At 63.0% G+C, this 23,246-nt stretch carries 22 protein-coding genes; 9 read left to right on the top strand and 13 right to left on the bottom strand.

The genetic code is table 11. The features are described from left to right. Positions 1-89 precede the first annotated feature (89 nt). Entirely contained in the window at positions 90-782 is a 693-nt protein-coding gene (ung, locus tag ACYU81_RS05005) for a uracil-DNA glycosylase (protein WP_460986625.1), read from the bottom strand. Positions 783-866: 84 nt separating this feature from the next. Here ung and ACYU81_RS05000 point away from each other — a divergent pair, with 84 nt between their 5' ends. From ACYU81_RS05000 to ACYU81_RS04990, 3 genes are all read left to right on the top strand, one after another. Then, on the top strand, positions 867-1,838 hold the full coding sequence (locus ACYU81_RS05000; protein ID WP_460986624.1) for a serine hydrolase: 972 nt from the start codon (positions 867-869) through the stop codon (positions 1,836-1,838). 63 nt (positions 1,839-1,901) lie between these two features. Further along, positions 1,902-2,267 (top strand): Mpo1-like protein, encoded by a 366-nt coding sequence (locus ACYU81_RS04995; protein ID WP_460986623.1) that lies wholly within the window; start codon positions 1,902-1,904, stop codon positions 2,265-2,267. Between the two features lie 58 nt (positions 2,268-2,325). Further along, the gene (locus ACYU81_RS04990) at positions 2,326-3,393 is read left to right on the top strand and encodes a GNAT family N-acetyltransferase (RefSeq protein ID WP_460986621.1); all 1,068 of its coding nucleotides are present in this window, start codon (positions 2,326-2,328) and stop codon (positions 3,391-3,393) included. Here ACYU81_RS04990 and ACYU81_RS04985 read toward each other — a convergent pair. Together ACYU81_RS04985 and ACYU81_RS04980 are read right to left on the bottom strand one after the other, a co-directional pair. Further along, positions 3,371-4,231 (bottom strand): cupin-like domain-containing protein, encoded by an 861-nt coding sequence (locus ACYU81_RS04985; protein WP_449474057.1) that lies wholly within the window; start codon positions 4,229-4,231, stop codon positions 3,371-3,373. The two genes, ACYU81_RS04990 and ACYU81_RS04985, sit on opposite strands and share 23 nt — an antisense overlap. Continuing rightward, the gene (locus ACYU81_RS04980) at positions 4,228-5,358 is read right to left on the bottom strand and encodes a GNAT family N-acetyltransferase (RefSeq protein ID WP_460986620.1); all 1,131 of its coding nucleotides are present in this window, start codon (positions 5,356-5,358) and stop codon (positions 4,228-4,230) included. Before ACYU81_RS04980 ends, ACYU81_RS04985 begins: the two co-directional genes overlap by 4 nt. Positions 5,359-5,549: 191 nt before the next feature. Here ACYU81_RS04980 and ACYU81_RS04975 point away from each other — a divergent pair, with 191 nt between their 5' ends. The 4 genes from ACYU81_RS04975 to ACYU81_RS04960 all read left to right on the top strand — a co-directional run bounded on the left by ACYU81_RS04975 (position 5,550) and on the right by ACYU81_RS04960 (position 9,241). Next, on the top strand, positions 5,550-6,548 hold the full coding sequence (locus tag ACYU81_RS04975; protein ID WP_460986619.1) for an NAD-dependent epimerase/dehydratase family protein: 999 nt from the start codon (positions 5,550-5,552) through the stop codon (positions 6,546-6,548). A gap of 287 nt (positions 6,549-6,835) precedes the next feature. Beyond that, positions 6,836-7,843, top strand: a complete 1,008-nt coding sequence (locus ACYU81_RS04970) for a KpsF/GutQ family sugar-phosphate isomerase (protein WP_460988114.1) — start codon at positions 6,836-6,838, stop codon at positions 7,841-7,843. 8 nt (positions 7,844-7,851) lie between these two features. Continuing rightward, positions 7,852-8,646, top strand: a complete 795-nt coding sequence (locus ACYU81_RS04965; RefSeq protein WP_460988113.1) for a 3-deoxy-manno-octulosonate cytidylyltransferase — start codon at positions 7,852-7,854, stop codon at positions 8,644-8,646. Positions 8,647-8,650: 4 nt separating this feature from the next. After that, a complete protein-coding gene (locus ACYU81_RS04960) occupies positions 8,651-9,241 on the top strand; it encodes a histidine phosphatase family protein (RefSeq protein ID WP_460988112.1) in 591 nt (196 codons plus the stop codon). A 119-nt stretch (positions 9,242-9,360) separates the two neighbouring features. Here the strand turns inward: ACYU81_RS04960 and ACYU81_RS04955 are convergent, their stop codons facing one another. The 4 genes from ACYU81_RS04955 to ACYU81_RS04940 form a co-directional block, all read right to left on the bottom strand. Then, on the bottom strand, positions 9,361-10,215 hold the full coding sequence (locus ACYU81_RS04955; RefSeq protein ID WP_460986618.1) for a hypothetical protein: 855 nt from the start codon (positions 10,213-10,215) through the stop codon (positions 9,361-9,363). 148 nt (positions 10,216-10,363) lie between these two features. After that, positions 10,364-10,912, bottom strand: a complete 549-nt coding sequence (locus tag ACYU81_RS04950; RefSeq protein WP_460986617.1) for an LptA/OstA family protein — start codon at positions 10,910-10,912, stop codon at positions 10,364-10,366. Beyond that, the gene (locus ACYU81_RS04945) at positions 10,912-11,559 is read right to left on the bottom strand and encodes an LPS export ABC transporter periplasmic protein LptC (RefSeq protein WP_460986616.1); all 648 of its coding nucleotides are present in this window, start codon (positions 11,557-11,559) and stop codon (positions 10,912-10,914) included. The genes ACYU81_RS04950 and ACYU81_RS04945 overlap by 1 nt, the downstream gene beginning before the upstream one ends. Before the next feature lie 21 nt (positions 11,560-11,580). Then, complete coding sequence (locus ACYU81_RS04940; RefSeq protein ID WP_460986615.1) at positions 11,581-12,198, bottom strand: ribonuclease D; 618 nt, start codon at positions 12,196-12,198, stop codon at positions 11,581-11,583. Positions 12,199-12,440: 242 nt separating this feature from the next. On the opposite strand from ACYU81_RS04940, the gene ACYU81_RS04935 reads away from it, so the two are divergent. Both ACYU81_RS04935 and ACYU81_RS04930 read left to right on the top strand, forming a co-directional pair. Continuing rightward, positions 12,441-13,286, top strand: coding sequence for a cold-shock protein (locus ACYU81_RS04935; RefSeq protein ID WP_460986614.1), 846 nt, complete (start codon positions 12,441-12,443; stop codon positions 13,284-13,286). 356 nt (positions 13,287-13,642) lie between these two features. Continuing rightward, a complete protein-coding gene (locus ACYU81_RS04930) occupies positions 13,643-15,340 on the top strand; it encodes a DUF4435 domain-containing protein (RefSeq protein WP_449474045.1) in 1,698 nt (565 codons plus the stop codon). Positions 15,341-15,779: 439 nt separating this feature from the next. On the opposite strand, the gene ACYU81_RS04925 is transcribed toward ACYU81_RS04930, so the two are convergent. The 6 genes from ACYU81_RS04925 to ACYU81_RS04900 form a co-directional block, all read right to left on the bottom strand. Next, positions 15,780-17,096, bottom strand: a complete 1,317-nt coding sequence (locus tag ACYU81_RS04925) for a cell wall hydrolase (protein WP_460986613.1) — start codon at positions 17,094-17,096, stop codon at positions 15,780-15,782. Between the two features lie 18 nt (positions 17,097-17,114). Beyond that, positions 17,115-18,044, bottom strand: coding sequence for a cysteine synthase A (gene cysK / locus ACYU81_RS04920; RefSeq protein WP_460986612.1), 930 nt, complete (start codon positions 18,042-18,044; stop codon positions 17,115-17,117). Beyond that, on the bottom strand, positions 18,041-19,345 hold the full coding sequence (locus ACYU81_RS04915) for an MFS transporter (protein ID WP_460986611.1): 1,305 nt from the start codon (positions 19,343-19,345) through the stop codon (positions 18,041-18,043). Before ACYU81_RS04915 ends, cysK begins: the two co-directional genes overlap by 4 nt. A gap of 106 nt (positions 19,346-19,451) precedes the next feature. Beyond that, a complete protein-coding gene (locus ACYU81_RS04910; RefSeq protein WP_460986610.1) occupies positions 19,452-19,697 on the bottom strand; it encodes a hypothetical protein in 246 nt (81 codons plus the stop codon). Positions 19,698-19,882: 185 nt separating this feature from the next. Then, positions 19,883-21,514: a helicase HerA-like domain-containing protein gene (locus ACYU81_RS04905; RefSeq protein ID WP_460986609.1), complete on the bottom strand. Its 1,632-nt coding sequence runs from the start codon at positions 21,512-21,514 to the stop codon at positions 19,883-19,885. 123 nt (positions 21,515-21,637) lie between these two features. Then, positions 21,638-23,149 carry a Do family serine endopeptidase gene (locus ACYU81_RS04900; RefSeq protein ID WP_460986608.1) on the bottom strand — a complete coding sequence of 504 codons (1,512 nt, stop codon included), beginning with the start codon at positions 23,147-23,149 and terminating at the stop codon, positions 21,638-21,640. Positions 23,150-23,246: the final 97 nt, after the last annotated feature.

The following is a 23,246-nucleotide window of genomic DNA, read 5'->3' as shown; positions in this document are numbered from 1 at the left end:
AACGCTGGGATCTCAGGCCACCAGGCCGAACGCTACCTCCCCAGATGCCAGCCTCCGCCGACATGACGATTAATGGCTTCCAACGCTGATCAAACCCCACATTCCGGCAAAGCCCAATCAATCCTCCCACGCCCCTTGGCCTCCAAAAACGCATTAGCCTGCGAAAAATGCCGACACCCCAAAAACCCGTTATGCGCCGACAGCGGTGAAGGATGCGCCGCCTTCAAAACCAGATGCCGCGTCTGATCCACAAACGCCGCCTTCCTCTGCGCATAAGCGCCCCACAGCAGGAACACGACCGGCTCCTCCTGTCGGTTCACCAGCCGAATGATCGCATCGGTAAACTCTTCCCAGCCGCGTTTCTGGTGTGAAGCGGCGCGCCCCATCTCGACGGACAGCACACTGTTCAACAACAGCACGCCCTGCCGCGCCCAATGCTCCAGAAACCCATGACGCGGCGCGTCGATGCCCAGGTCGCTCTTCAGCTCCTTGTAGATATTCTTGAGCGACGGCGGCGTCCGCACCCCCGGCTGCACGCTGAAGCACAGTCCATGCGCCTGCCCCTCGCCATGATAGGGGTCCTGCCCCAATATCACCGCCTTCACATGGCCCAGCGGCGTCAGGTCCAGCGCGCGGAAATATTCGCTCCCCTTGGGGAATATGCGTTTGCCCTGCCGCTTCTCCTCTTCCAGAAATGTTTTGAGCGCCTGCATATAGGGGCGGTCGAACTCCTCGCGCAGCGGCGCGCGCCAGCTTTCGTCGAGCTTGATCGTTGCGGTCATGATCGCCTGATGACCTGCCCGGCAACGGCCTGTCAACCGCACGGCGGCCTTGCTCCGCGCCCAGAAATGAGGGAAAGGAAAATCATGCCGCGCCTTTCCTTCACCACCGCCCTTTTGGCGGGCCTCGGCCTGTTTCTCGCACCGTTGCCCACGGCCGACGCCTTCGGCCCCCAGCCCAATGTCGTGCATCAAAGCGCGCAATCGCGTCTGCTCGGCGAGTTCACCCGTTTCGCAGCGCTCAGCGACGGCACGGTCGGCATAGCGGTGCGCGACCTGCGCAATGGCGAGACGCTGGAGCTGAATGGCGACACGCTTTTCCCCATGGCCAGCACCTACAAGGTCGCGGTGGCGGGCAAGATATTGTCGCTCGCCGATGCGGGCACGCTGCGTTTCGATGAAAAGCTCCCGCGCCTTGGCACCCTGATGCCGGTCACGACCTTGCTCGACCTCATGCTCACCCGCAGCGACAATGAAGCGACCGACGCGCTCGTCGCCCGCGCTGGCGGCCCGCAGGCAGTCAATGGCTGGCTCCAGTCGCTCGGCATTCGCGGCCAGCGGGTGGACAGCAACACCGCCCAACTGCTCGCCCGCGCAAAGGTGGGGGCAGGCGGGGCAGGGGACGAGGTCGAAACCTCCCTGTCATCGCGCGCGCGGGATGCGCGAGACATGCCCAACATCGCCTTCGCCGCCGATCCCCGCGACACCTCCACGCCCCGCGCGATGAACGATCTCCTCTCCACCATCCAACATGGCAAGGCATTGAAGAAGGGCAGCACGGCCATGCTGCTCGGCATCATGGCGCGCTGCAAGACGGGCAAGGCGCGCCTCGTCGCCATGCTCCCACCCGGCACGCCGATCGCGCACAAGACAGGCACGCTCAATGGCCTCGGCAACGACACCGGCATCATCACCCTGCCTGATGGCCGCCCGATCGCCATTTCCGTCTTTGTCATGAAGGATCATCGCGGCCACGCCGCGCGCGACCGCATCATGGCCGAAGTGGCGCGAGCGGCCTATGACTATTTCCTTTTCGCCCCTGAATCCCACACGGCCTGACGCATCGCTCTTAACATGGATTGAACTTGGCTCTAGCCCGGTTGTCCGCAGCGGGAGGATGGCATGCGCGATGTCGCGGCGTTCAGCGATTTCTGGCCCTATTATCTTCAGGAACATGCACGCCCCGCGACAAGGGCGATGCACTATGCGGGGACGAGCACCGTCGTCCTGCTGCTCGGCGTGATGCCCTTGACCGGCCGCTGGTGGCTGCTTCCGGCCCTGCCTGTCGCCGGTTACGGCTTTGCCTGGGCGGCCCACGCCCTGATCGAACGCAACCAGCCCGCCACTCTCCGCCATCCCCTCTGGTCCCTGCGCGCCGATTTCCGCATGTGGTTCCGCTTCCTCACCGGGCGCATGCGCCGCGATCTCGCCTGTGCAGGCGTCCGCCCCGACGGATCGGTCGATCCCGCCAAGCGCCTCAACCTCTAAGGCATCCACCCACGCCAGTGACTTGACCGCCCCCGCCGCTCTGCCACAAGGGGCGGCGATGGCCCTGACCGCCCACTTCTCCCCCTTGCCCGATCTCGCCGCGCTGGCCCCCCGCTGGCAGGCGCTTGAGGCTGCATCGGACGCCTCCTTCTTCCTCGGCTGGACCTGGACCAGCAGCTGGCTCGAAAGCTACGCCGTCCGCCCCGACCTGCTGAGCGTCACGGACGGAGAGGGCAGGGACGTCGCCCTCGCACTCACCGGCCGCGCGCACCAGCCGCGCCTGCTCGGTCGCTGCGCCACCCTCTCGCTCAACCAGTCGGGCGATCCCGCCGCCGACCGCCCCTATGTCGAATATAACGGCCTGCTCGCCCAGCGCGGCCGTGAGGCAGAATCCGCCCAAGCCTTCCATACGGCCCTCCAACGCCGCACCGACTGGCGCGCCCTCCGCCTCAGCGGCATCACGCCCGGCTCTGCTTTGCTCGGCCTGCGCACCCACCGCGCGACCCGCCTCGACCGCTCACCAATCTACCAAGCCGATCTCGAAGCCGTCCGCGCCGCCCATGGCGACTATCTCTCCCTGCTAAGCGCCAACACCCGCAGCCAGATTCGCCGCGCCATCAAGGACCATAACGGCCTCCCCACCGTCACCGCCGCCACCACAGACGAAGCCGCCACATGGCTGGAAGAAATGCGCGCCCTCAACGAAGGCCGCCACGCAGACAATGCTTGGGAAGATCCAGCCTTCCGCCGCTTCCTCCTGACCCTCGCGGGCAAAGGCATCCCCAGCGCCGAAGTCGAACTCCTCCGCTTCACCGATGAAGGCGGCCCCGTCGGCCTGCTGGTCAATTTCATCCACAGGGGCCAGGCGCTGAACTACCAGTCCGCCTTCGCCGCCCCGCGCACGGCCAAGGACAAGCCCGGCCTGCTCTGCCACACAGCCGCCGTCGCTCATTATGCGAATAAGGGCCTAACCCTCTACTCCCTCCTCGCAGGGAAGGATCGCTACAAGCAAAGCCTCGCCACCCGCGAAGAGGCGCTCGAATGGTGGCTCCTCGAACGCTTCTCGCCCCGCCTGGAAGCCGAAGCACTGCTCCGCCGGTTGCTTAAACGCCCAGCTTCCGCATGATCCGATAGGCGAGCCGCCGCGCGCCCTGCCGCTCCGGCGCAGCGCCGATCCGCCCCACCGGCAATCCCCGCCGCCGCAGCAGCGCGTTCAGCCCATGCAGCTCGCTTTCCGCAACGCTACGCTCCGATCGCCATGTCACCGACAGGCTGACCGACACCCCCGCGCCATTCTCCACGAAATGCGGCGCCTTCACCGGCACATGGATCGCATCCCCAGGCAGCAGCTTCACCGCCGTCCCGCGCCCGCGAAAATGCTCCCGCCAATTCAGGTTACGATGCCCGCCCGCATGAAATGCCTCGCTCTGCACCGCAGGCACCAACTCCTGATCACCAGCCGGAAAGACGGTCATCACCTTTTCGCCCATGATCTGGAGCAGGATATTATGCTCCGGGTCCATGTGAAACGGCGTCACGCTGCCCGGCGAGGACAGAAAGATAAACGCCTCCCGGTTCAGCATCGGCCCCGTCCGCGCATCCACGATCGGCTCCAGTTCCGCCAGCGCCGCGTCCAGCAGCGCGCCATAGGCCGCATCCCGCTCGACATTCTTCAGCACCGCCCAGCTGCCGTTGCTCTCGATCGTCCGGATCGTCTCGCCCAATGTCAGCCCATTGGACGGCGTATCTTCCGGCCGCACGCCCAAAGGCAGCTTGCCGAGATTATACTCGACCGAAGCCGCTGGCATCCGCTCCGCCAGCCCGGCCAGCGCGTCGATCGCAAGCAGAGGATGCCCAACAAGCCCATGATGCAACTTCACCGACGCATCCGGATAGGCGTCCGCGAATATCCGCCGCGCCTCCTCATCGAAAACCTGCGCGCTGATCGGCAAGTGAGCAGTCATCCCTGTCCCTTCATATGGCTGGCGATCGCCTCGACGCCATTGGCCAGCGCGAAGGCTGCCGTCCGCCCGATCCGGTCGATCCCGCTCCCATGCAGCGCCACGCGATATTGCACGATCGTGCGCCGCTCGGCCCACAGGCTGTCGATCATCGGATGATCAGGCGCGGCGCAACTGTCCATCCATCCGATCGCCGGATCACCCTGCACCGCATGCAGGTTGGCCAGCTCGATCAGTACGCCCGGCGAAAAGCGCCCCATCTCCTCGTCAAAGGCGATCTTGAAGGAAAAGGCGCCCTCGCCATGACGGAAATTCGCCAGCATCGCGATCGCCCGCCCATCAAGGTCAATGCGCAGGAAATGCAGCAACCCGGCATCGAAAGCCGCCGCGCAGGCCGCCCGGAAAAAGGCCGCGTCCTGCGGAGAACAGCCAAGCGCCGACCCCTCACGCCCCTTCCACCCCGACGCCTCCAGCGCCAGAAAATCGGCGCACCAATGCGGCAGCTCCGCCCGGTCCACCAGCAGATGCTGGCTCACCGTGCCAAGGTCCGCCAGCCGTTTTTGCAGCCGCCTGATCTCCTTGCGCTTCTTCGCGCGCACATGGGTTTCCCAATAGGCGTCGGCATCCAGATCGGATCGCAGCATCGCGCGATCATAACGATGCACCTCGCGCCGCCCCCGCCGCTGCTCGACGCACAGCGCCTCCAGCGCAGCCGCATTGGCCCCCGCCGCATCCAGTCCCCGCAGATACAAAAATCCCGCCGCCCAATGCGCGTCATCCAACTGCGCCAGCAATCCCCGCCACGCCGCCACCTCATCACCCCGCCGGATCAGCGGAGCACCAAAGAAGCAATGCTGGTGCATCCAGTTGGTGACGCAGGAAATCGGCAGGCGTCCGTGCCGCGCCGCCACCGTCACCGGCAACAACCCGATCAGATCCCCTCCCGCATGCGCCTCGACCATCCGCACGCCCGGTGTCCCGGCCAGATGATCCAGCGCCGCGCACAGCATGTCCGGCGCGTAAAAGGCGTTCGCCTCCGCCGCCTCCGCCGCCAAAGCGGTCCAGCGGGCGCGCTGCGCGGGGCCATGGGCACGGGTGCCGTTGGGCAGGGGATGCGATGCCATGTCCATGGCAAAGCGCATAAACTTCAATGATTAGGGAAAGACTAAATTGCCTCATTTGGGGCAGCAGGCCGCCTCTTTGGGGGAAAGCCCTTTACATCGCGCGCCGGATTGTCTGTTAACGATGGGGCTAACCCGCGACGGCTGAAAGAGATTCCCATGGCGACCCACCCGATCCTGTCACATAGCGTGGTGGCCGCATGACCATTCTCGTCACTGGCGCTGCCGGCTTCATTGGCATGGCCGTCGCCGACCAGCTGCTCGCCGCCGGGCGGGCGGTGATCGGCATCGACAATATGAACGACTATTATCAGGTCTCGTTGAAGCGCGACCGGATCGCCGCGCTGCAACAGCGGCATGGAAAGCTGTTCACCTTCGCCGAACTGGATTTTGCCGACATGGACGCGCTTCACGCCGCGCTCGCGGGGCAGACGGTGGAGGCGATCGTGCATCTGGGCGCGCAGGCGGGCGTGCGGTATTCGCTTATCAATCCGCATGCCTATGTCCGCTCCAATCTCGCCGGGCATGTCAACATGCTCGAACTGGCGCGCGAACGGCGGGTGCGGCACCTGGTCTATGCCTCGTCCTCCTCGGTCTATGGCGGCAATGACAGCCTGCCTTTCCGCGTTGAGGACCGCGCCGACCATCCCGTCTCGCTCTACGCCGCGACCAAACGCGCCGATGAATTGATGAGCGAGACTTACGCCCATCTCTTCCGCATTCCCATGACGGGCCTGCGCTTCTTCACCGTTTATGGCCCCTGGGGTCGCCCGGACATGGCGATGTGGATCTTCACGAAAAAGATCTTGGCGGGGGAGCCGATCCCGGTTTTCAACCATGGCCGGATGCAGCGCGACTTCACCTATATCGACGACATCGTGAATGGGGTGATCGGCTGCCTCGATCACGCGCCTGCGGATGATGGATCGCTAAAGGCGGGCGGCAGCCGTTCGCCGCACCGGCTTTATAATATCGGCAACAATCGGCCCGAAGAGCTGATGCATCTCATATCGGTGCTGGAACAGGCGATCGGGCGCAAGGCGGAGATTGATTTTCAGCCCATGCAGCCGGGTGACGTGCCCGCCACCTTCGCGGACATCAGCGCGATTGCCCAGGATATTGGCTTCGCGCCGACCACCGGCATAGAGGTCGGCGTGCCTCGCTTCGTGTCCTGGTATCGCGACTATCACGCAGGATAACCGGCAAAACCACGGCACTACGCACGCTTCGGTGGAAAGTTCCGGCCCTCAACATATAAGCAATAATTTGCGGGATATGTGGCAATAAAGGCGCGCAAATCTTCGCTCATGGCGGCAAATTAAATTGCCATTCTGCCGTTAACGGTTCTATTCCCGTCACCGGGACGGCTTCGAGCCGAAATGGGTCGCTTATAACGAGGTTTAGGGCGGAGCGCCGGACGGTGGCCGCCGCCATGTCGCATCGATCAGGAAAACCTGCCGTGCGCCATGGAAAAAAGGGCGAACTTGTGTCGACACTATCGAAAATTGTGCCTTTTGGTTCCGGCAGCCGGATCGTGGAAACCGCCTGTAGAACCTTGTCCGTCGCTTCCCAGGGATTGAACGCGCTGGAGGCCAAATTCTCCGATCGCGACTTTGCCGCGATATTCCTCCGCGTTGCTGGCATGATCATGAGCGCGCGCGGACGCCTGATCGTCACCGGCATGGGGAAAAGTGGCATCGTCGCGCGCAAGATGACGGCGACCCTGACCTCGACCGGCACGCCCGCACTCTTCATGCATCCAGCCGATGCGGGTCATGGCGACCTTGGCATGGTGACGCCTGACGACATCGTGCTGATGCTGTCCCATTCGGGTGAATCCAACGAACTTGGCCCCATCATCCAATATTGCAAGCGGTTCGGCATTCCGTTGCTCGGCCTCACGGCGCGCGCGGACAGTACCGTCGCCAGCGCTTCCGACGTCTGCGTGCTATTGCCTCCCGTTCGGGAAGCCTGCCCCAACGAACTGGCGCCCACCACCTCCACTACGGTCCAGATGGCCTTTGGCGATGCGCTGGCCATCGCGCTCATGGAAATGCGCGGCTTTTCGGCCGATGACTTCCATAAATTTCATCCCAATGGCCGCCTTGGCGCGCAGTTGCTGAAGGTTCGCGATCTGATGGCGGCCGGTGACAATGTCCCGCGCGTGGCCGAAGACGCGTCGTTGCTTGACGCCACCATCGAAATGACGCGTGCCCGCCTTGGCGGCACGGCGGTCGTCAACGGCGCTGGTGAACTGATCGGCGCCTTCACCGACGGGGACTTGCGGCGGACCCTCACCGATACGCGGCAACTGACCGAAACCGTCGGCCAGTTCATGACCGTGCCCCCTCTGTCCGTGGGGCCTGACGATCTCGCCTCCGAAGCGCTGCGCCTGATGCACATGCATAACATCACGCTGCTTTTCGTCTGCGAAGGCGGGCGGCTCGCGGGCGCCGTCCATATGCACGATCTGCTGCACGCCGGGGTCGCCTGAACAGTCTGATCGTCATTCCGGCGCGGGCGGGCTCGTCCCGTTTGCCGCGCAAGCCCTTGCGCCTGATCGCCGGACGCACGCTGCTGCACCGGACCATCGCCATGGCGCGCGCCGCCATCTCCGGCCTCGCCGATGCGGAACTGGTGGTGGCGACCGACGACCGCGAAATCGCCGATCACGCCAATGCCGCAGGCTGCGCGGCGGTCATGACGGACAGCGCCATCGCGACCGGCTCCGGCCGCGCGCTAGCCGCCGCGCTCCAGCGCCCAGCTCCCCCGCGCTTCATCGTCAACCTGCAAGGCGACTCACCCTTCCAGCCACAGGGCGCCCTGCGCGCCGTCATCGCCGCGCTGCACGCAGGCGCTGAGGTCGCGACCCCCGTCATCGCGCTCGACTGGCAGGCGCTCGACGCGCTGCGCGATCATAAGCTCCGCTCGCCCTTCAGCGGCACCACCTGCGCCCGCGCGCCAGATGGCCGCGCCCTCTGGTTCTCAAAAACCATCATCCCCGCGATCCGCGACGAACAGGCCCTGCGCGACAGCCAGCCGCTCTCGCCCGTCTGGCGCCATGTCGGCCTCTACGGCTACACGCTCGAAGCCCTGACCCGTTTCGAGCAAACACCCCCGACCACGCTTGAACAGCTGGAGGGCCTGGAACAGCTCCGCCTCCTCGAACTTGGCATCCCGGTCACCACCGTCGCGGTCGATCCGCCCATCTTCGACAGTTCCGGCATAGACACAGAGGCCGACATCCAGCGCGTAGAGGCCCTCATCGCCACCCATGGCGACCCCACGCCCGCCTGACCTCATGCGCCGCATCTTCATCATCCGCCACGGCAACACCTTCGAAAGCAGCGCCACCGCCTGCCGCATAGGCGCGGGCACTGACCTACCCCTCGTCGAAAGCGGCCGAGCGCAGGCCGACCGTCTCGGCCAATGGTTCGCCGCGCAAGGTCTCGCCCCCTGCCACATCCACAGCGGCCCTCTCAGCCGCGCCCGCGAAACCGCAAGCCGCATCGCCGCCGCGCTCAACCAGCCCGTCACCGGCACGCTCCCCTGGCTAGACGAAATCGACCACGGCCCCGACGAAGGCCGCCCCGAAGCGCAAGTCCTCGCCCGCATAGGCCAACAGGCGCTCGCGGCGTGGGACGAACAAGCCATCCCGCCTCCCGGCTGGATCGTCAACGCGCCCTCCCGCATCGCCGCCTGGCAAAGCTATTTCGCGCAAAGCGGGGAGGGCACGGACCTGCTCGTCACCAGCAACGGCGCCGCCCGCTTCGCCCTGCTAGCGCTCGGCCTCTCACCCGCCTCGCTCAAGCTGCGCACCGGAGCCTATGGCGAGTTGACCGTCGCGCCTGACGGCACCGTCACGCTGTGCCACTGGGATCAGCGGCCCTAAACGTCATCACAACCCAAAAAGCCTCTCCCCTTCAGGTTCAAACGAGGCACGTGACTCGTTTGAAGGGTTGGGGCGGGCGCTCTCCCCGGATTCCGATTGCTCCTGTCAAACCAGGCCGCTCACCCCACGGGCGTTGAGCTGGCCGTCACAGGTTGCAGCACGGCAGGATTCGCCTCGGGCGCTGCAACAGATTTGTCCGCCGCCGCTTCCGGAGCCGCAGCCTGCGCCTTCAGGCTCGCCGCCGCTTCCGGAGCCGCAGCCTGCGCCTTCAGGCTCGCCGCCGCATTTTGCAAAGCGACCGCTGCCGCTTCCAGCGCTGCCGCCGCGGAATTTGATTGCCCCGCCGCTTCCCCAGTCTTCGCGACGGTCATTCCCGCAGCTGTGATCGCCTCATGCGGAGCATCGACCTGCCCCGTCCCTCCAGCTTCCGCCGCACCGACCGCCGGAGCCGCTACCGCTGCCGGGGTTACCGCCGCCGCCGTCACCACCGGCTGCGCCTCACACACCGCATCAATCCCCAGCGCGCTTTCAGAAAAGTTCGTCGCCAGCTGCGGCAGTTCCCGATCCTGCGCCTCGGTCGCCAAAGTCAGCAGCGTCTCGGTCATCGGGCAATAGCTTCCGGCCTGCACCAGTCCGGAATGGCTGTTGCCCAGTTTCGTGTTGAACTGCTCATAGGCGCGCTGCCCTTCGGCGATGCCGTTCACCCGCATGAAGCGCGTCTTCAGCACATTATTATAACTGCTCAGCAGCCCGATCTTCTTATCGACAAAGGCGGAATATTTCGCCTCTATCTCCTTATTCACCCCCTTGCACCGCAGAGCGCCCAGCATCAGCATCACGTGCAGATCCCGGACCTTCGCCGCTTCAATCTCATAGGGTTGCCAGCATTGATTTGGACCGGAGGCGGCTATTTGGCCGGAAGAAAGCGCAACGAAACCACAGGCGGCAACCGCCGCCATCTGCAACCGTGACATGATGGACCTCGCAGAATCGAAAGAGGCGACCCGCTGATCCCGATGATAGCATTTTGCCCCAAAAATGCCATATTTATTAATGGACATAAGCCAGCCCAGCGTCCGAAAAAGCACCCCGCCACGCCCGCATTCAGCGCTGCTAAAAGCGTCAGTTCTTCCGCTGCGGCACGGTGAAGGTGCCCGAAACCCGGCCCCCCGATCCGCCCGAAACCCCCGGCACGCCGCCGCCGGAAGACCGTCCGTCCACAGTCGACCGCCCGCTGGTAAGGTCAATCACCAACCGCCCGCCGGTCAGCCGGTTGCTCCCCTGCGTCAACGTCACATTGCCCAGCATCGTGATCAGGCGGCTGTTAAGATCATAGATGGCGACATTGCCGCGCGCCGTCTCGTTCCCCTTGGTCACGACGACATTGCCCGAAGCGTCGATCCGGTCGACCTCCACGCCATTTCCGCCCGTACCATTGCGGTAAGCGACGGTCATCCGCGCGGCGTTCAGAGTCATGCCCGCCTGCGTCACCTGGACATTGCCGGAAACGACCACCCGGTCGGCGCGGTCCTGCACCTCGATCCGGTCGGCGGTGAAGTTCACCGGCGCGTTGCTGTCATGATTCTTCAGCACCTGCGCCCCGGCGCCCCCGAAAACCATAGCCGCGCCCATGGCGCCAGCACTCGACAGCAGGATCAGCGATCTTTTCATCACTTTTGCCCTTTGATGCCATTTTGTTCGATGCGCAAGCTCGCCCTGCCACTGAGCGTAACCGTCCGCGCGTTCAGGTCGGCGTCCAGATGGTCGCCGCTGAACGTGCCGATGGGTATCCGGCCATCGACGCGCCCCGCGCTGCGCATGCGCCGGGTCTTGAGGTCGATGCCCACGTCCCGCGTCGTCAGCCTGTATCCGCCCGCCGCCTCGAACTGCACCGGCCCGTCCACCGCGACGCGCTCCTTGTCCATGTCATAGCGCCCCTTGCGCGCGTTCAGCACGGCCGGGCCTTCGGACAGCAGGATGCGCGCCGACATGTCGTTCAGGTCAACGATCGGCTCGCGCGAGCTTTTCTGCACCGCACTTCCCGCGCGCAACGAAAAGGGCTGCCCCTTGCTGTCCTCGCCCCGATACAGCGCCTCGCTCACCCGCATCCGTTCCTTCGCCACCTCGACCTTGTTCTTGTCGAGCACGAAGCTCACCTTGTCCCCGCCGGTAAAAGGCGCCATCACCAGCAACGCCGCCAGCACGCCCACCAGCACCGGCAACCAGTTTTTCAGCCGCGCGACCAGCCTGTCATGGCTGCCGCCCGGACGCGCCCAATGGCGCCTGACATGACGTTGCTGATCGGCCTGTATGGACATGGGAAAGCGCTTATAAGCCCCTTACATATGCGCGAAGATGTCGATCTCCGGCCATCCCGCCAGGTCCAGCTCGGCCCGGTGAGGAAGGAAATCGAAACAGGCCTGCGCCAGTTCCATCCGCCCTTCGCGGATCAATCGCTTGTCGAGTTCAGCCTTCAACGCATGCAGATACCGCACGTCCGACGCCGCATAATCCTTCTGCGCGTCCGACAGGGTGGGGGAGCCCCAGTCGCTCGACTGCTGTTGCTTGCTGATTTCCTGCCCCAGCACTTCGCGCACCAGTTCCTTCAACCCATGGCGGTCGGTATAGGTGCGGATCAGGCGCGAAGCGATCTTCGTGCAATAGACGGGCGCTGCCACCAGGCCCAGATAATGTTTGATCGCCGCGATGTCGAAACGCCCGAAATGATACAGCTTCAACCGTGCCGGATCGGCCAGCACCGCGCGCAGGTTCGGCGCGGCATAATCGCTGCCCGGCATGAATCGCACCAGATGCTCGTCGCCCTGGCCATCGCTGATCTGCACGACGCACAGGCGATCACGCGGCGTGATAAGGCCCATGGTTTCGGTATCGACGGCGACGGGGCCGGGGGCAAGGACGTCTGCGGGCAGGTCCTCTTCGTGGAAATATACTGTCATCCAACCCCTCTATGGCGAAAGCGGCGGTAACTCAATCGACGCTTTTTCGGCCCTGCCAAAATGCCCCACGCTGGTTCATTCGGGCGAATGTGGCGGCAATCGGGCTAAAATCATTCGCGCATGGCTGAAAAGTTGATATAGTGATTCTCAAACCCGCATACGTGCGGTGGATTCTGCATGTCATTTCGCCCGGCATGTTTGTCCGATTTAGTCGGGGGCGAAGCGAAAGTGACCAACAGGGCATGAGTTTTGATAGAGGTCGCCGCGGCGGGCGCGGCAAGGACAAGCGCGACGGTTTTGGCGACGACAATTTTTACGGCGGCGGTAACGATCGTGGCGGCTTCGGCGGTGGTTTTGGAGATCGTGGTGGTTTCGGCGGTGGTGATCGCGGCGGCTTCGGCGGCGGCGGTGATCGCTTCGGCGGTGGCGGCGGCGGCGGTGGCTTCCGCAGCGGCGGTGGCGGCGGCTTCGGCGGCGGCGGCGGTGGTGGCGGCTTCGGCGGCGGCCGTGGCGGCGGCGGCGGCATGCCGGCCCAGGTCGTTGGCGAAGGCACCGGCGTTGTAAAGTTCTTCAACGGACAAAAGGGCTTCGGCTTCATCGTTCGTGACGACGGCGCGGAAGACGTGTTCGTCCACATCAGCGCCGTTGAGCAGGCAGGCCTGACCGGCCTCGCCGAAGGTCAGCAGCTCGGCTTCACCCTGGTGGACCGTGGCGGCAAGATTTCGGCAACTGACCTCAAGATCGAGGGTGAGCCCCTTCCGGTCGTCGATCGTCCGCGCGAACCCCGTGAACCCCGTCCGGGTGGCTTCGGCGGTGACCGTGGCGGCTTCGGCGGCGGCGATCGTGGCGGCCCGCAGCGTCAGCTGACCGGCGAACGCGCGAGCGGCACGGTCAAGTTCTTCAACGCCATGAAGGGCTTCGGCTTCATCCAGCGCGACGACGGCCAGCCCGACGCATTCGTGCACATCAGCGCAGTCGAACGCGCAGGCATGTCCGCCCTCAACGAAGGCGACCGCCTGGACTTCGAACTCGAAGTAGACCGCCGCGGCAAGCACGCAGCCGTCAACCTTCAGTCGAAGGCCGACTGACACATAACTCTGCCCGCATAAGCGGAGAGGATAGAAGGGGTCGCCTGCCCGGCGGCCCCTTTTTTGTTGTGGGTTGCTGCGGCTTAACGCCAATCGCGGTCGTTCGACCCGTCAGTCAGCGATCCTGAAGCCGTCGTTCGTTTCTCTTGGGCCCTAGGCGAGAGGAACGGCGCAGATTGTAAAAATCGTGCATCTCGTGGGCTTCGTCCTTGATCAGAACAGCCGATGAGGCACTACAGCTAAAGCCCGCTCCGATCGAACGCCTGGACCGGTGTAAATTCCTCTTGCCAGTATCACACTGGGCCATCAGGTCGGGGTTAAGGCAACAAATTCACGGCTTTCGGTGGGGCATAATAATGACGGATAACGAGGACGCTGGCGAGAACACAGAAGGGACTGCTATTCTAAAAGAGATCGCAATCCCCGGCGTTGACGGAACATTGTCTGTTGCCATCGGCAAGCCGACCTTCATTCTCGGGCGCAACGGCACAGGCAAGTCGGCGCTCGTCCATCGTTTGGTGTCCGAACTGGCGCCCGATGTCGTTTATTTGCCTGGTTCGCGGCCAGCCTACTTCGATCAAGAAGGTCTGACGATGACCGCCGCGACCCGCCGCCAGTATGATCAGCATCGCCACGATTGGGACCGACAGCTAGAGACGCGTTACCGACCTGTTTCTGGAACCAATCGAAACGAAAAGGCAGTGTTCGACCTTCAGTCGAAGGAAGCACAATATAGTCTCGACGCTACCGCCGATATCAAATTGCATGGTCGAGAATCGTCTGCCATCGATCGCCTGATGCTGCGAGATTCTCCGCTGGAGAAGGCTAATCAGCTTTTTGAGCAGGGTAATCTGCCGGTCCGCCTCAAAATGGTCAATGGTGAAATGATGGCGACGCGGAGTGCCTCAAACCCCTACGGTATCGTGAAAATGTCGGACGGTGAGAGGTCGGCGATGATCCTTGCGGCAGAAGTGATCTCCGCTAAGCCGGGCTCCGTCCTCCTCATCGACGAACCTGAACTCCATCTACACCGTTCGATCGTAGTGCCGCTGCTGGTAACGGTTATGAGTGAGCGGCAGGACTGTGCGTTTATTATCAGCACGCATGAGCTCTCGTTGCCCGCTGAGATTGAAAACGCGCAAGCACTGCTCGTGCGCGGCTGCACATGGACGGCAGCGAGCACCGTCGTCGGCTGGGAAGCCAATCTCTTGCCATCTATCGATGAAGTGCCCGAAGATATTCGTATTGATATCCTCGGATCACGCCGCAGAATTTTGTTCGTCGAGGGCGTTCAGAGTAGTATGGATCAACCGCTCTACGAAATCCTTTTCCCCGACGTGTCGGTCCGCCCACGCAATAATTGCGTCGAGGTTCAAAAAGCTGTCACGGGTCTCAGGGTGGTGGAAGCGCTGCATCATATCGATGCCTATGGGCTGGTCGATAACGACAGCCAGACGCCTGAAAAAATTGCCTCGCTAGCTAAGAATAATATCTACGCACTACCCGCCTATTCCGTGGAAAGCCTCTACTACAGCGAAGAGGTGATGGCCGCGATCGCGGTGAGGCAGGTTTTGGAGACTGAAGAAAATCCAATGGCCTTGCTTGACGTCGCGAAAGCCAAGGCGGTGGAAAGCCTCACGGAAGCCCACATCGAGTTGTTGGCGGGGATGGTGAGCGCGCAGCATGTGCGCCAAGCAATCATCTCGCGCGCGCCAGATCGCCATGCACTGGTCGTCAACGGCGATGCTCCGCTGAACATAACCTTAGACACTCCCTATCCAGCGGAAGCGGCTCGCTTGCGTGCGCTCATCGAAGCGAAAGATTTGGCTGGTATCGTCCAACGCTACCCCGTTAGGCGCACGCAGATATTGAAAAGGCTGGCAACTGGCCTGCGCTTCAAGAATAGGGGCGAATATGAGAACGCAGCGCTCACCCAGATCGCAGCCGACCCAAGTATCGCCAGCGCGGTGAGAAGCAAGCTAGGTACATTGGCAGCGGCCTTGATCCCGCCAGTCGTCGAGGCAGCAGAGGTAAACGAAATTGGTGCCCTATAAAGGCCTGTGCGCGTAGGGGTTGTTCGTGGGCACGCATCGTAGCGCGTCGTATGTAGTTTCCTAAACCAGATTTAGGGATCGTCAGAACGCGTGTTCGCCTGCATAGCAGCCCGAACTACCTCCGACCTAACTTCACGATCCATTGCCAGTTGGGGATCGTCGATCAGAGATGTCTGATTTCAAAGTGCGACGGCCAGAAGCGGTCGTTCGGCAAGCGGCCATTGGCTGTCGTTCAGCACCGTCTGATCTTCCGGCGTTTGCTGGCCAAAACCCGCGTGGGGCATGTATCCTTACGGTATCGGATAGCAGCCGGTCATGCGTCCCGGTTGTAAGGTGCGTAGGAGGAAAGGCGCCCCAATCCCCACGCCACCGTCGGCGGGTAGGCGAGGGAGGACCCCCTCCCAAAAATAGGAAAAATAGGAAACCCCCGAAAACGCGTTCAATTCGCCATTTCATTCATGACTTTGACCGGCGGCACGATCGTCACCGTCTCAAACCGCTCCTTCCGCCGCACTCCGTTCAGCGGCGGCGGAACATTCACCTGCTCCACCGGCACCCGCTGCCGCATGCATTCTCCCTTGTTCTCCCGCGCCGTCTGCCCACAATTCCACAAGGCCCGCTGCAATCCCGTCGCGCTATTGTGAATATAGGCAAAGCTCATGCTTTCCATCTGATCGCCCGACAGCGGAAACCCACTCGGAGCGCTCCCCGCCCGCCAAGCCATGATCCGACACTCCGGCCGCCCCGCGCAGAAAGTCTGCGCCATCACCGGCCAGTTGTCGGGCGCCGTCCCCTTGCCAAGTTCCACCAGAAAGCTCCGCGCGCCCGGCGCGATCGCGATCAACCTTACGCCGCCCATTATCCGGCCCAGCGAGTCCGCGCCGATCGCCTCTTGCGGCTTGGCCGTCAAAGCCGCCAGACTGCTCCCACCCGGCGCCAGAACGCCCGACCCCTCGCTGTCCCCGTCCTGATGCGCCATCGACAGTCGGGCGATGCGCGCAATCACCGGCTCCACACTATCCCGCGCCAACCGGAAAGCGGGCGGCGTTCCCCACCATCCCCGCCAGCGGAAGAAAAGGTGCGTCCCCACCGCCGTGATCTTGTCCAGGCTGCCGCTCCAGTAGGGCACGACCCAATCCGTATGATAGTGGGTGGCATAGCCGACCGGCTTGAACACCTTGCCCGCCAGCGCGGCCTTCGCAATCTCCCGCGCTCTGTTCCATGCCTCTTCCCCCGGCGTCCGCGCCATCGCGCCATCGCAGGTGAAAGTGAACTGACAGCCGGTCGATCGTTCCTGCCCCTGAAACACGACCCCGCACACCGTTTTGGGGAAAGCGGGATGCCGAACCCGGTTCAGCACCACCTGCGCCACCGCGCGCTCGCCCACCGCGTCATCGCCCGCTTCGTAAAGCTGCGCGGCCGCCAGGCAGTCCGTGGCCCGCGCCAGGTCGCCTTCCGAGCCAGTGAACACAAACGGCCGCGCTGCCGGATTGGGGAGCCGCGAGAAAGGCACAGCCCCGTTGAACGCCCGCGCCTGATCCTGATCCAGCGTATAAAGCTCCACCGGCTGCACAACGGGTGCCGCTGTGGTCGGCCGCTTCATCAGCGCGCGCTGAACCAGTGCCGCCCGTGCCGCACCGGCAGCAGGCGCCCGTGCATCCCACCGCGCGACCAGCGCAGGCAAACCGGCGAACAGCAGGAGCCAGATCAGCCACATCGCGCGATGTGGCTGGCTGCTGATAGAAGCGTCGATCATTTCTGACCCTGCGCCGTCCTATTCGGGCAGGAAGTCAGGCACCGACAGATAGCGTTCACCAGTATCATAGTTGAAGCCCAGAACGCGGCTGCCGGACGGAAGCTCCTTCAGCTTCTGCGCAATCGCGGCCAGTGTTGCGCCGGACGAGATGCCGACAAGCATGCCTTCCTCTCGCGCCGCGCGGCGGGCATATTCCTTGGCATCGGCCGGGTCGACCTGGATCACGCCGTCCAGCAACTGCGTGTGCAGGTTTGCGGGGATGAAGCCAGCGCCGATACCTTGAATGGGGTGGGGACCCGGCTGTCCACCGCTGATGACTGGCGAAAGGGTAGGCTCGACCGCATAGACCTTCAGATTGGGCCACAGCTTCTTAAGTACCTCGGCAACACCCGTGATGTGACCGCCCGTGCCGACCCCGGTAATCAGAGCATCAAGCGGGCTATCCGCGAAATCAGTCGCGATCTCCTGCGCTGTCGTGCGAACATGCACATCGATATTCGCGGCATTTTCAAACTGTTGCGGCATCCAGGAATTGGGCGTTTGCTCGATCAGCTCCAGCGCGCGTTCAATCGCGCCCTTCATGCCCTTCTCGCGAGGGGTCAGGTCAAAGGATGCGCCATAAGCCAGCATCAACCGGCGCCGCTCCACCGACATGCTTTCCGGCATGACGAGGATGAGCTTGTACCCCTTCACCGCCGCGACCATGGCCAGGCCAACGCCCGTATTGCCAGACGTCGGCTCGATGATGGTTCCGCCGGGTTTCAGATCGCCCGACTCCTCGGCGGCCTCGATCATCGCAAGCGCGATACGGTCCTTGATCGATCCGCCCGGGTTGGAGCGTTCCGATTTGATCCAGACTTCGGTGCCCTCAGGCGCGTCTGCAAACAGGCGGCTCACCTGAATATGCGGCGTGTTGCCGATGGTTTCGAGAATATTGGCAGCTTTCATTTGGCCTTCTCCTGGCTAATCTCGGCCTCCCTTAAGTCGGGTGGGTCAAAGGTACGTGCAAGGCGCAATTCGGGAAAGAGCCGCGCCCATAAAATTGTGATGACTATAGCGCCTATCCCGCCGCCAATCACGGCCGCAACGGGGCCAACCAACGCGGCGAGGAAGCCTGACTCAGCTTCCCCCAGTTCGTTCGACGCCGAAATGGTGAGTTGTGACAGGCTGGATACCCGGCCCCGCATCGCATCGGGCGTGTGAAGCTGGATCAGCGACTGGCGCACGTAAACAGACACCATGTCCGCAGCGCCCAGCAGCACCAGCGCGCCGATGCCGATCTCCATCGCAATATTGCGGGGCATGAAGGCTGTGGCGCCGAACAGGATCGTCGACAGCCCGAAGATCATGACGGCGCCCAGCATCTTCAATCCCACCTCTGATCGCATGGGTCGAAAGGAGAAGAAAAGCGCGACGATGGCTGCTCCGATGGCGGGAGAGGCGGCCAGATGTCCCAGTCCCGCCGATCCAACCTTCAATATGTCGCGTGCGTAAACGGGCAAGAGCGCCGTCGCTCCTGCCAGCAGCACCGCGAACAGGTCCAGAGTGATGGTGGCCAGCACGAGCCGGTTCGATCGCACATAAGTCCAGCCGTCAAGCATCTGCCGGACCGGGTGACGGCTTGTGTCGCGGGGCGGCTGTTTGACTGGGCCGATCAGCAACATGCCCCAAAGGGCGATCGTGAACAGAAGCGATGTAAGAGCATAAGCGCCCCAGGGCGTCATGGCGTAGACATAGCCACCCAAGGCGGGACCGATGATCATCCCTGCCTGCCATGCAACGCTGGACAGCGCGATCGCATTGGGCAGCACGTCGCGCGGCACTAGGTTGGGCGCCAAGGCGCTGTAGGCAGGCCCATTGAACGCGCGCGTAATTCCCACCACGCCGGCGATGCCAAAAATCAGGGGCAGGCTCACCCAGCCTTCATAGGTTGCAAAAGCCAGCAATCCCGACGCTGCCATGAGCAGTGCCAAGGTCAGGCGCGCAATGGCGCGGCGGTCGAAATGATCCGCGACCCAACCGGTAAGCGGGGTCAGAAAGAAAAGAGGCACGAACTGCGCCAACCCGATCAGGCCGAGCTGAGCGGCGGCGCCCGACGTGCTCATGCTTTCGCGTGCGATATTGTACGCCTGCCACCCAAGCACGGTCATCATGCCATATTGGGCCAGTACGCCCGCCAGCCGCCCCATCAGATAGGCGCGGAAATCGCCGAAGCGCAGCGGGTGACGGGAGTCGGCGGGGGCCTTCATATGATTTCCTTACCGCCTGCACCGCATTACGCAATTACAGCGGTAGAGAATGGCAAAAGCAGTTTTTGCAGCCGTGAAACTCTCGCTTTCGTCCCCCCTCGTTGTTTTAGCGGTCGGGGTCCAGCAGGATCCCACTCACCGACCCATTGCGAACCGAGCAGATAAAGGGAACAGACCGGCGGTCATCAGCCGTGCCGACCGCTCCTTCGACCTCCCATCCAGTCGACATGGATCTCGCTTCGACGCGACCCAATATGCGTGCACCCGGACCTGCTTCCTGACGGGCCTTGGCCGCGCAGGCATTGCGCGCTGCGGCTGCGCTTATGGATGGAGCCATATCGAGGAGAGGCATAAGGTTGCCGCCTCGCGTCACGTTCCTCCTGCCCGTCACGAACGATATCGCTGACAATTGCTGCATCGGCCGCACGGTGCAGATCGCGATAATCCTGCGCGTGGGCAGGCAAGGTAATTGTCAGGCTGATGGCGCAAATAGCCATGTTACCGATATGCATATCATGCCTCCTCTGCGGTTGGCCTTTATTTGAAAAGGCTACCCAATATGCCGCGCACAAGTTGTCCCGCCAAGCCGCCTGACGAGGAGCGGCGGCTGGTTCCTCCAAATACCGCCCGGCCGAGCTCATTGGCAACCTGCCGCCCGACCGAAGAGGCAGCCGAACGGGTGGCTGATTGAACAGCTCGGTCGAGGGCAGAGGGCTTGGCCGCCTCACGCGCGGAGGCCGCGTCGCGCCTTGCCTGCTCCTTGAGTTCTGCTTCCCGCTGTTTGGCCTCCAATTTTGCTTGCACGGCGGCGGCCTTGTCTGCTTCAGCATTCGCCTTGGCGGCCTGCGAGGCAGCAGCGGCGGCTTTACCGCGGGCGGCCAATATCTCCTCAGCGGACTCGCGATCGATCGCGTCATCATATTTGCCCGCGCAAGGGGAGATGGATTGAATGATCGCCCGTTCCTTTGCGTCTACCGGCCCCAAACGTGAACGGGGCGGGGCGATCAGGGTGCGCTGGACGATGCCGGGCGAGCCATCCTCCTGAAGCAGCGAGACTAGCGCTTCGCCGACTTTCAATTCCGTAATCGCCGTTTCAACGTCCAAGTCCGGATTGACGCGGAATGTCTCGGCTGCGGCCTTTATGGCCTTTTGATCACGCGGGGTGAACGCGCGCAGTGCATGCTGAACGCGGTTGCCTAGCTGTCCTGCCACGTCTTCGGGAATGTCGATCGGGTTCTGGGTCACGAAATAGACGCCCACGCCCTTGGAACGGATCAGCCGGACGACCTGCTCGATCTTGTCCGTCAGGGCCTTGGGGGCGTCGTCAAAAAGCAAATGCGCTTCGTCAAAGAAGAAAACCAGAACAGGCTTTTCCGGGTCTCCGACCTCGGGAAGCGTCTCGAAAAGCTCGCTCAGGAGCCAGAGCAGGAAGGTCGCGTAGAGCTTGGGGCTCTGCATCAGTTTGTCGGCGGCCAGAATGTTGACATAGCCGCGCCCTTGATCATCCACTTTCAGGAAGTCGTGAATGTCGAGCGCCGGTTCCCCAAAGAAATGGCCGCCGCCCTGGCTGTCCAGTTGCAGCAACTGGCGTTGGATGGTGCCGACGCTCGCCTTGGTCACATTGCCATAGCGGCTGGACAGTTCGTCGGCATTTTCCGCACAATAGGCCAGCATGGCCTGGAGATCGCCGAGATCAAGCAGCAGCAGTCCTTCGTCATCGGCATATCTGAACGCGATGGAGAGTACACCCTCCTGGGTTTCGTTCAGGCCCATGAGCCGGGCCAGCAACAGCGGACCCATTTCGCTGACCGTGGTGCGGATTGGATGCCCCTGCTCGCCATAAAGGTCCCAGAAGATCGCTGGATTGTCGGCATAGCTGTAATTTTCCAGGCCGATCTCCTTGGCGCGAGCCACCAGCTTGTCGGCGTTTTTAGCGGTCGGCGAACCGGCCATCGCGATGCCCGACAGATCACCCTTCACGTCGGCAAGAAACACCGGGACACCCAGCGCGGAAAAGCTTTCGGCAATACCTTGCAGCGTTACCGTTTTGCCAGTTCCGGTAGCGCCTGCGATCAGTCCATGACGATTGGCGCGGCGCAGGTTGAGCGTCTGTGGAATGCCGCCATCTTTGTCCGCCGCGCCAAGACCGATGAAAATGCCGTCGCTCATGCGTCATGCTCCCCAAAAGCGGCGGGCCGCGCCCGTCGGAAGTGCTGTCTTGCCACCTTAAGGGCGAGACAGCACTTCCGGCAAGCGCGACCCGCTATGGTCGTCCGATGCGCTGTTGCCGGGCTATTTGTCCCGCAGGCGCACAGGCAAGAATACGGCAGGTTGGCCGCGACGTAGAACCTGCAACAGGATGGCGTTGCGTCCTTGCGACGACACCTGACGCACGGCTGCGTCCAGTTCTGCCTGGCTAGCCACGGGCCGGTTGTTGGCGGTGATGATCACATCGCCCCGGCGCAGGCCCTTTGCTCCGGCGTCAGTCGAAGAATCCACTGCGGTGATCACGATTCCACGCGTATCTGCCGCAATGCCCAACTGGCGAACGATGTTGGGCGTGAGCGGAATGGCCGAAATGCCCAACGACTGCTGCGTGGCTTGCCCGCCGCTGGATTGGTCATCCTGCTGTTGATTGAAGTCATCATCCTGCTGCTGGGCGAAGCTGTTGAGTTCATCCTCTGACGGACGCTGGCCGACGATGGCGGTTACGGTCTGACGTTGACCATTGCGGAGCAGAACGATCGGTACGCGGGAGCCGATCGGTTGCGAGGCGACGATGGACGACAGGTTCTGATCCGGCGTCACTTCCTGACCGGCCACGCTTACGATCACATCGCCCGCCTTGATACCGGCGCGATCGGCGCCCTTGCCCGGTTCGACGCCCTGAACGAATTCACCGCGATTTTTCGCAAGGCCCAGGGAATCGGCGAGGTCTTCGCCCAGCGGACTGATCTGGATCCCCAGATAACCGCGCTTGACGCTCTGCCCTCTCCGCAGCGTGTCAACAATCGGCGCCGCCTGTTCGGACGGAATGGCAAAGCCGATACCCACGTTACCACCAGAGGGCGAAAGAATCTGGCTGTTGATACCGATCACATTGCCGCGCATATCGAACATCGGGCCGCCGCTATTGCCCTGATTGATCGACGCGTCGGTCTGGATGAACTTGTCATAGGTGCCGCCGGTGCCGCGATGGACTGCAGAAATGATCCCTGCGGTCACGGTGCCCGACAAGGCGAACGGGTTGCCGATGGCGATGACCCAGTCACCGACGCGCGCTTTCGTGCTGTCGCCGAACTTGACGAACGGCAAAGCCTTTTTCGGCTCTATCTTCAGCACCGCGATGTCGGTCGCCGGGTCACGGCCGATCAGCTTCGCCGAATATTCCTCGCGATTGGTGAGGGTAACCGTGATCGCATCTACCGACGCACCTTCGGCGCCCGCGGACACTACGTGATTGTTGGTGACGATATAGCCATCAGCCGAGATGATGAAACCCGAACCGAGAGATTGGGCCTGGCGGGTCTGCGGCTTGCCGCTTTGGCCCTGGCCGAACAGATCGCCAAAGGGCGTGCCAGCGAATGGGTTTTGAACCTGGACGCGCTGTCGGGTGGAAATATTGACGACGGCGGGCTGCAACTTTTCGACCATGTCGGCCAGGCTGGCAGGGGCACCTGCTGGCGCGGCGGCCTGCATGCCCTCATTTTGCGCGACTTGCGCGCCGACATTCGGGCTGGAGGTTACGGCGATGGCGGTGCCACCAAGCAGCAGGGCGCCGGTAAGGGCATAAGCGTAACGCACTCGTGACGGTCCTCTCGTGAACTTTGGCGAAGGAAAGGCGGGACTCTGGGTAGAGTCGGATGCGCCGCCCAGCCTTAACCCTCATTGAATGAAGCTG

This window comes from Sphingobium sp. TomTYG75 (genome assembly GCF_054771635.1).
Note: the sequence above shows the minus strand (reverse complement) of the source record. Positions and strands in the feature narration are given on the sequence as shown.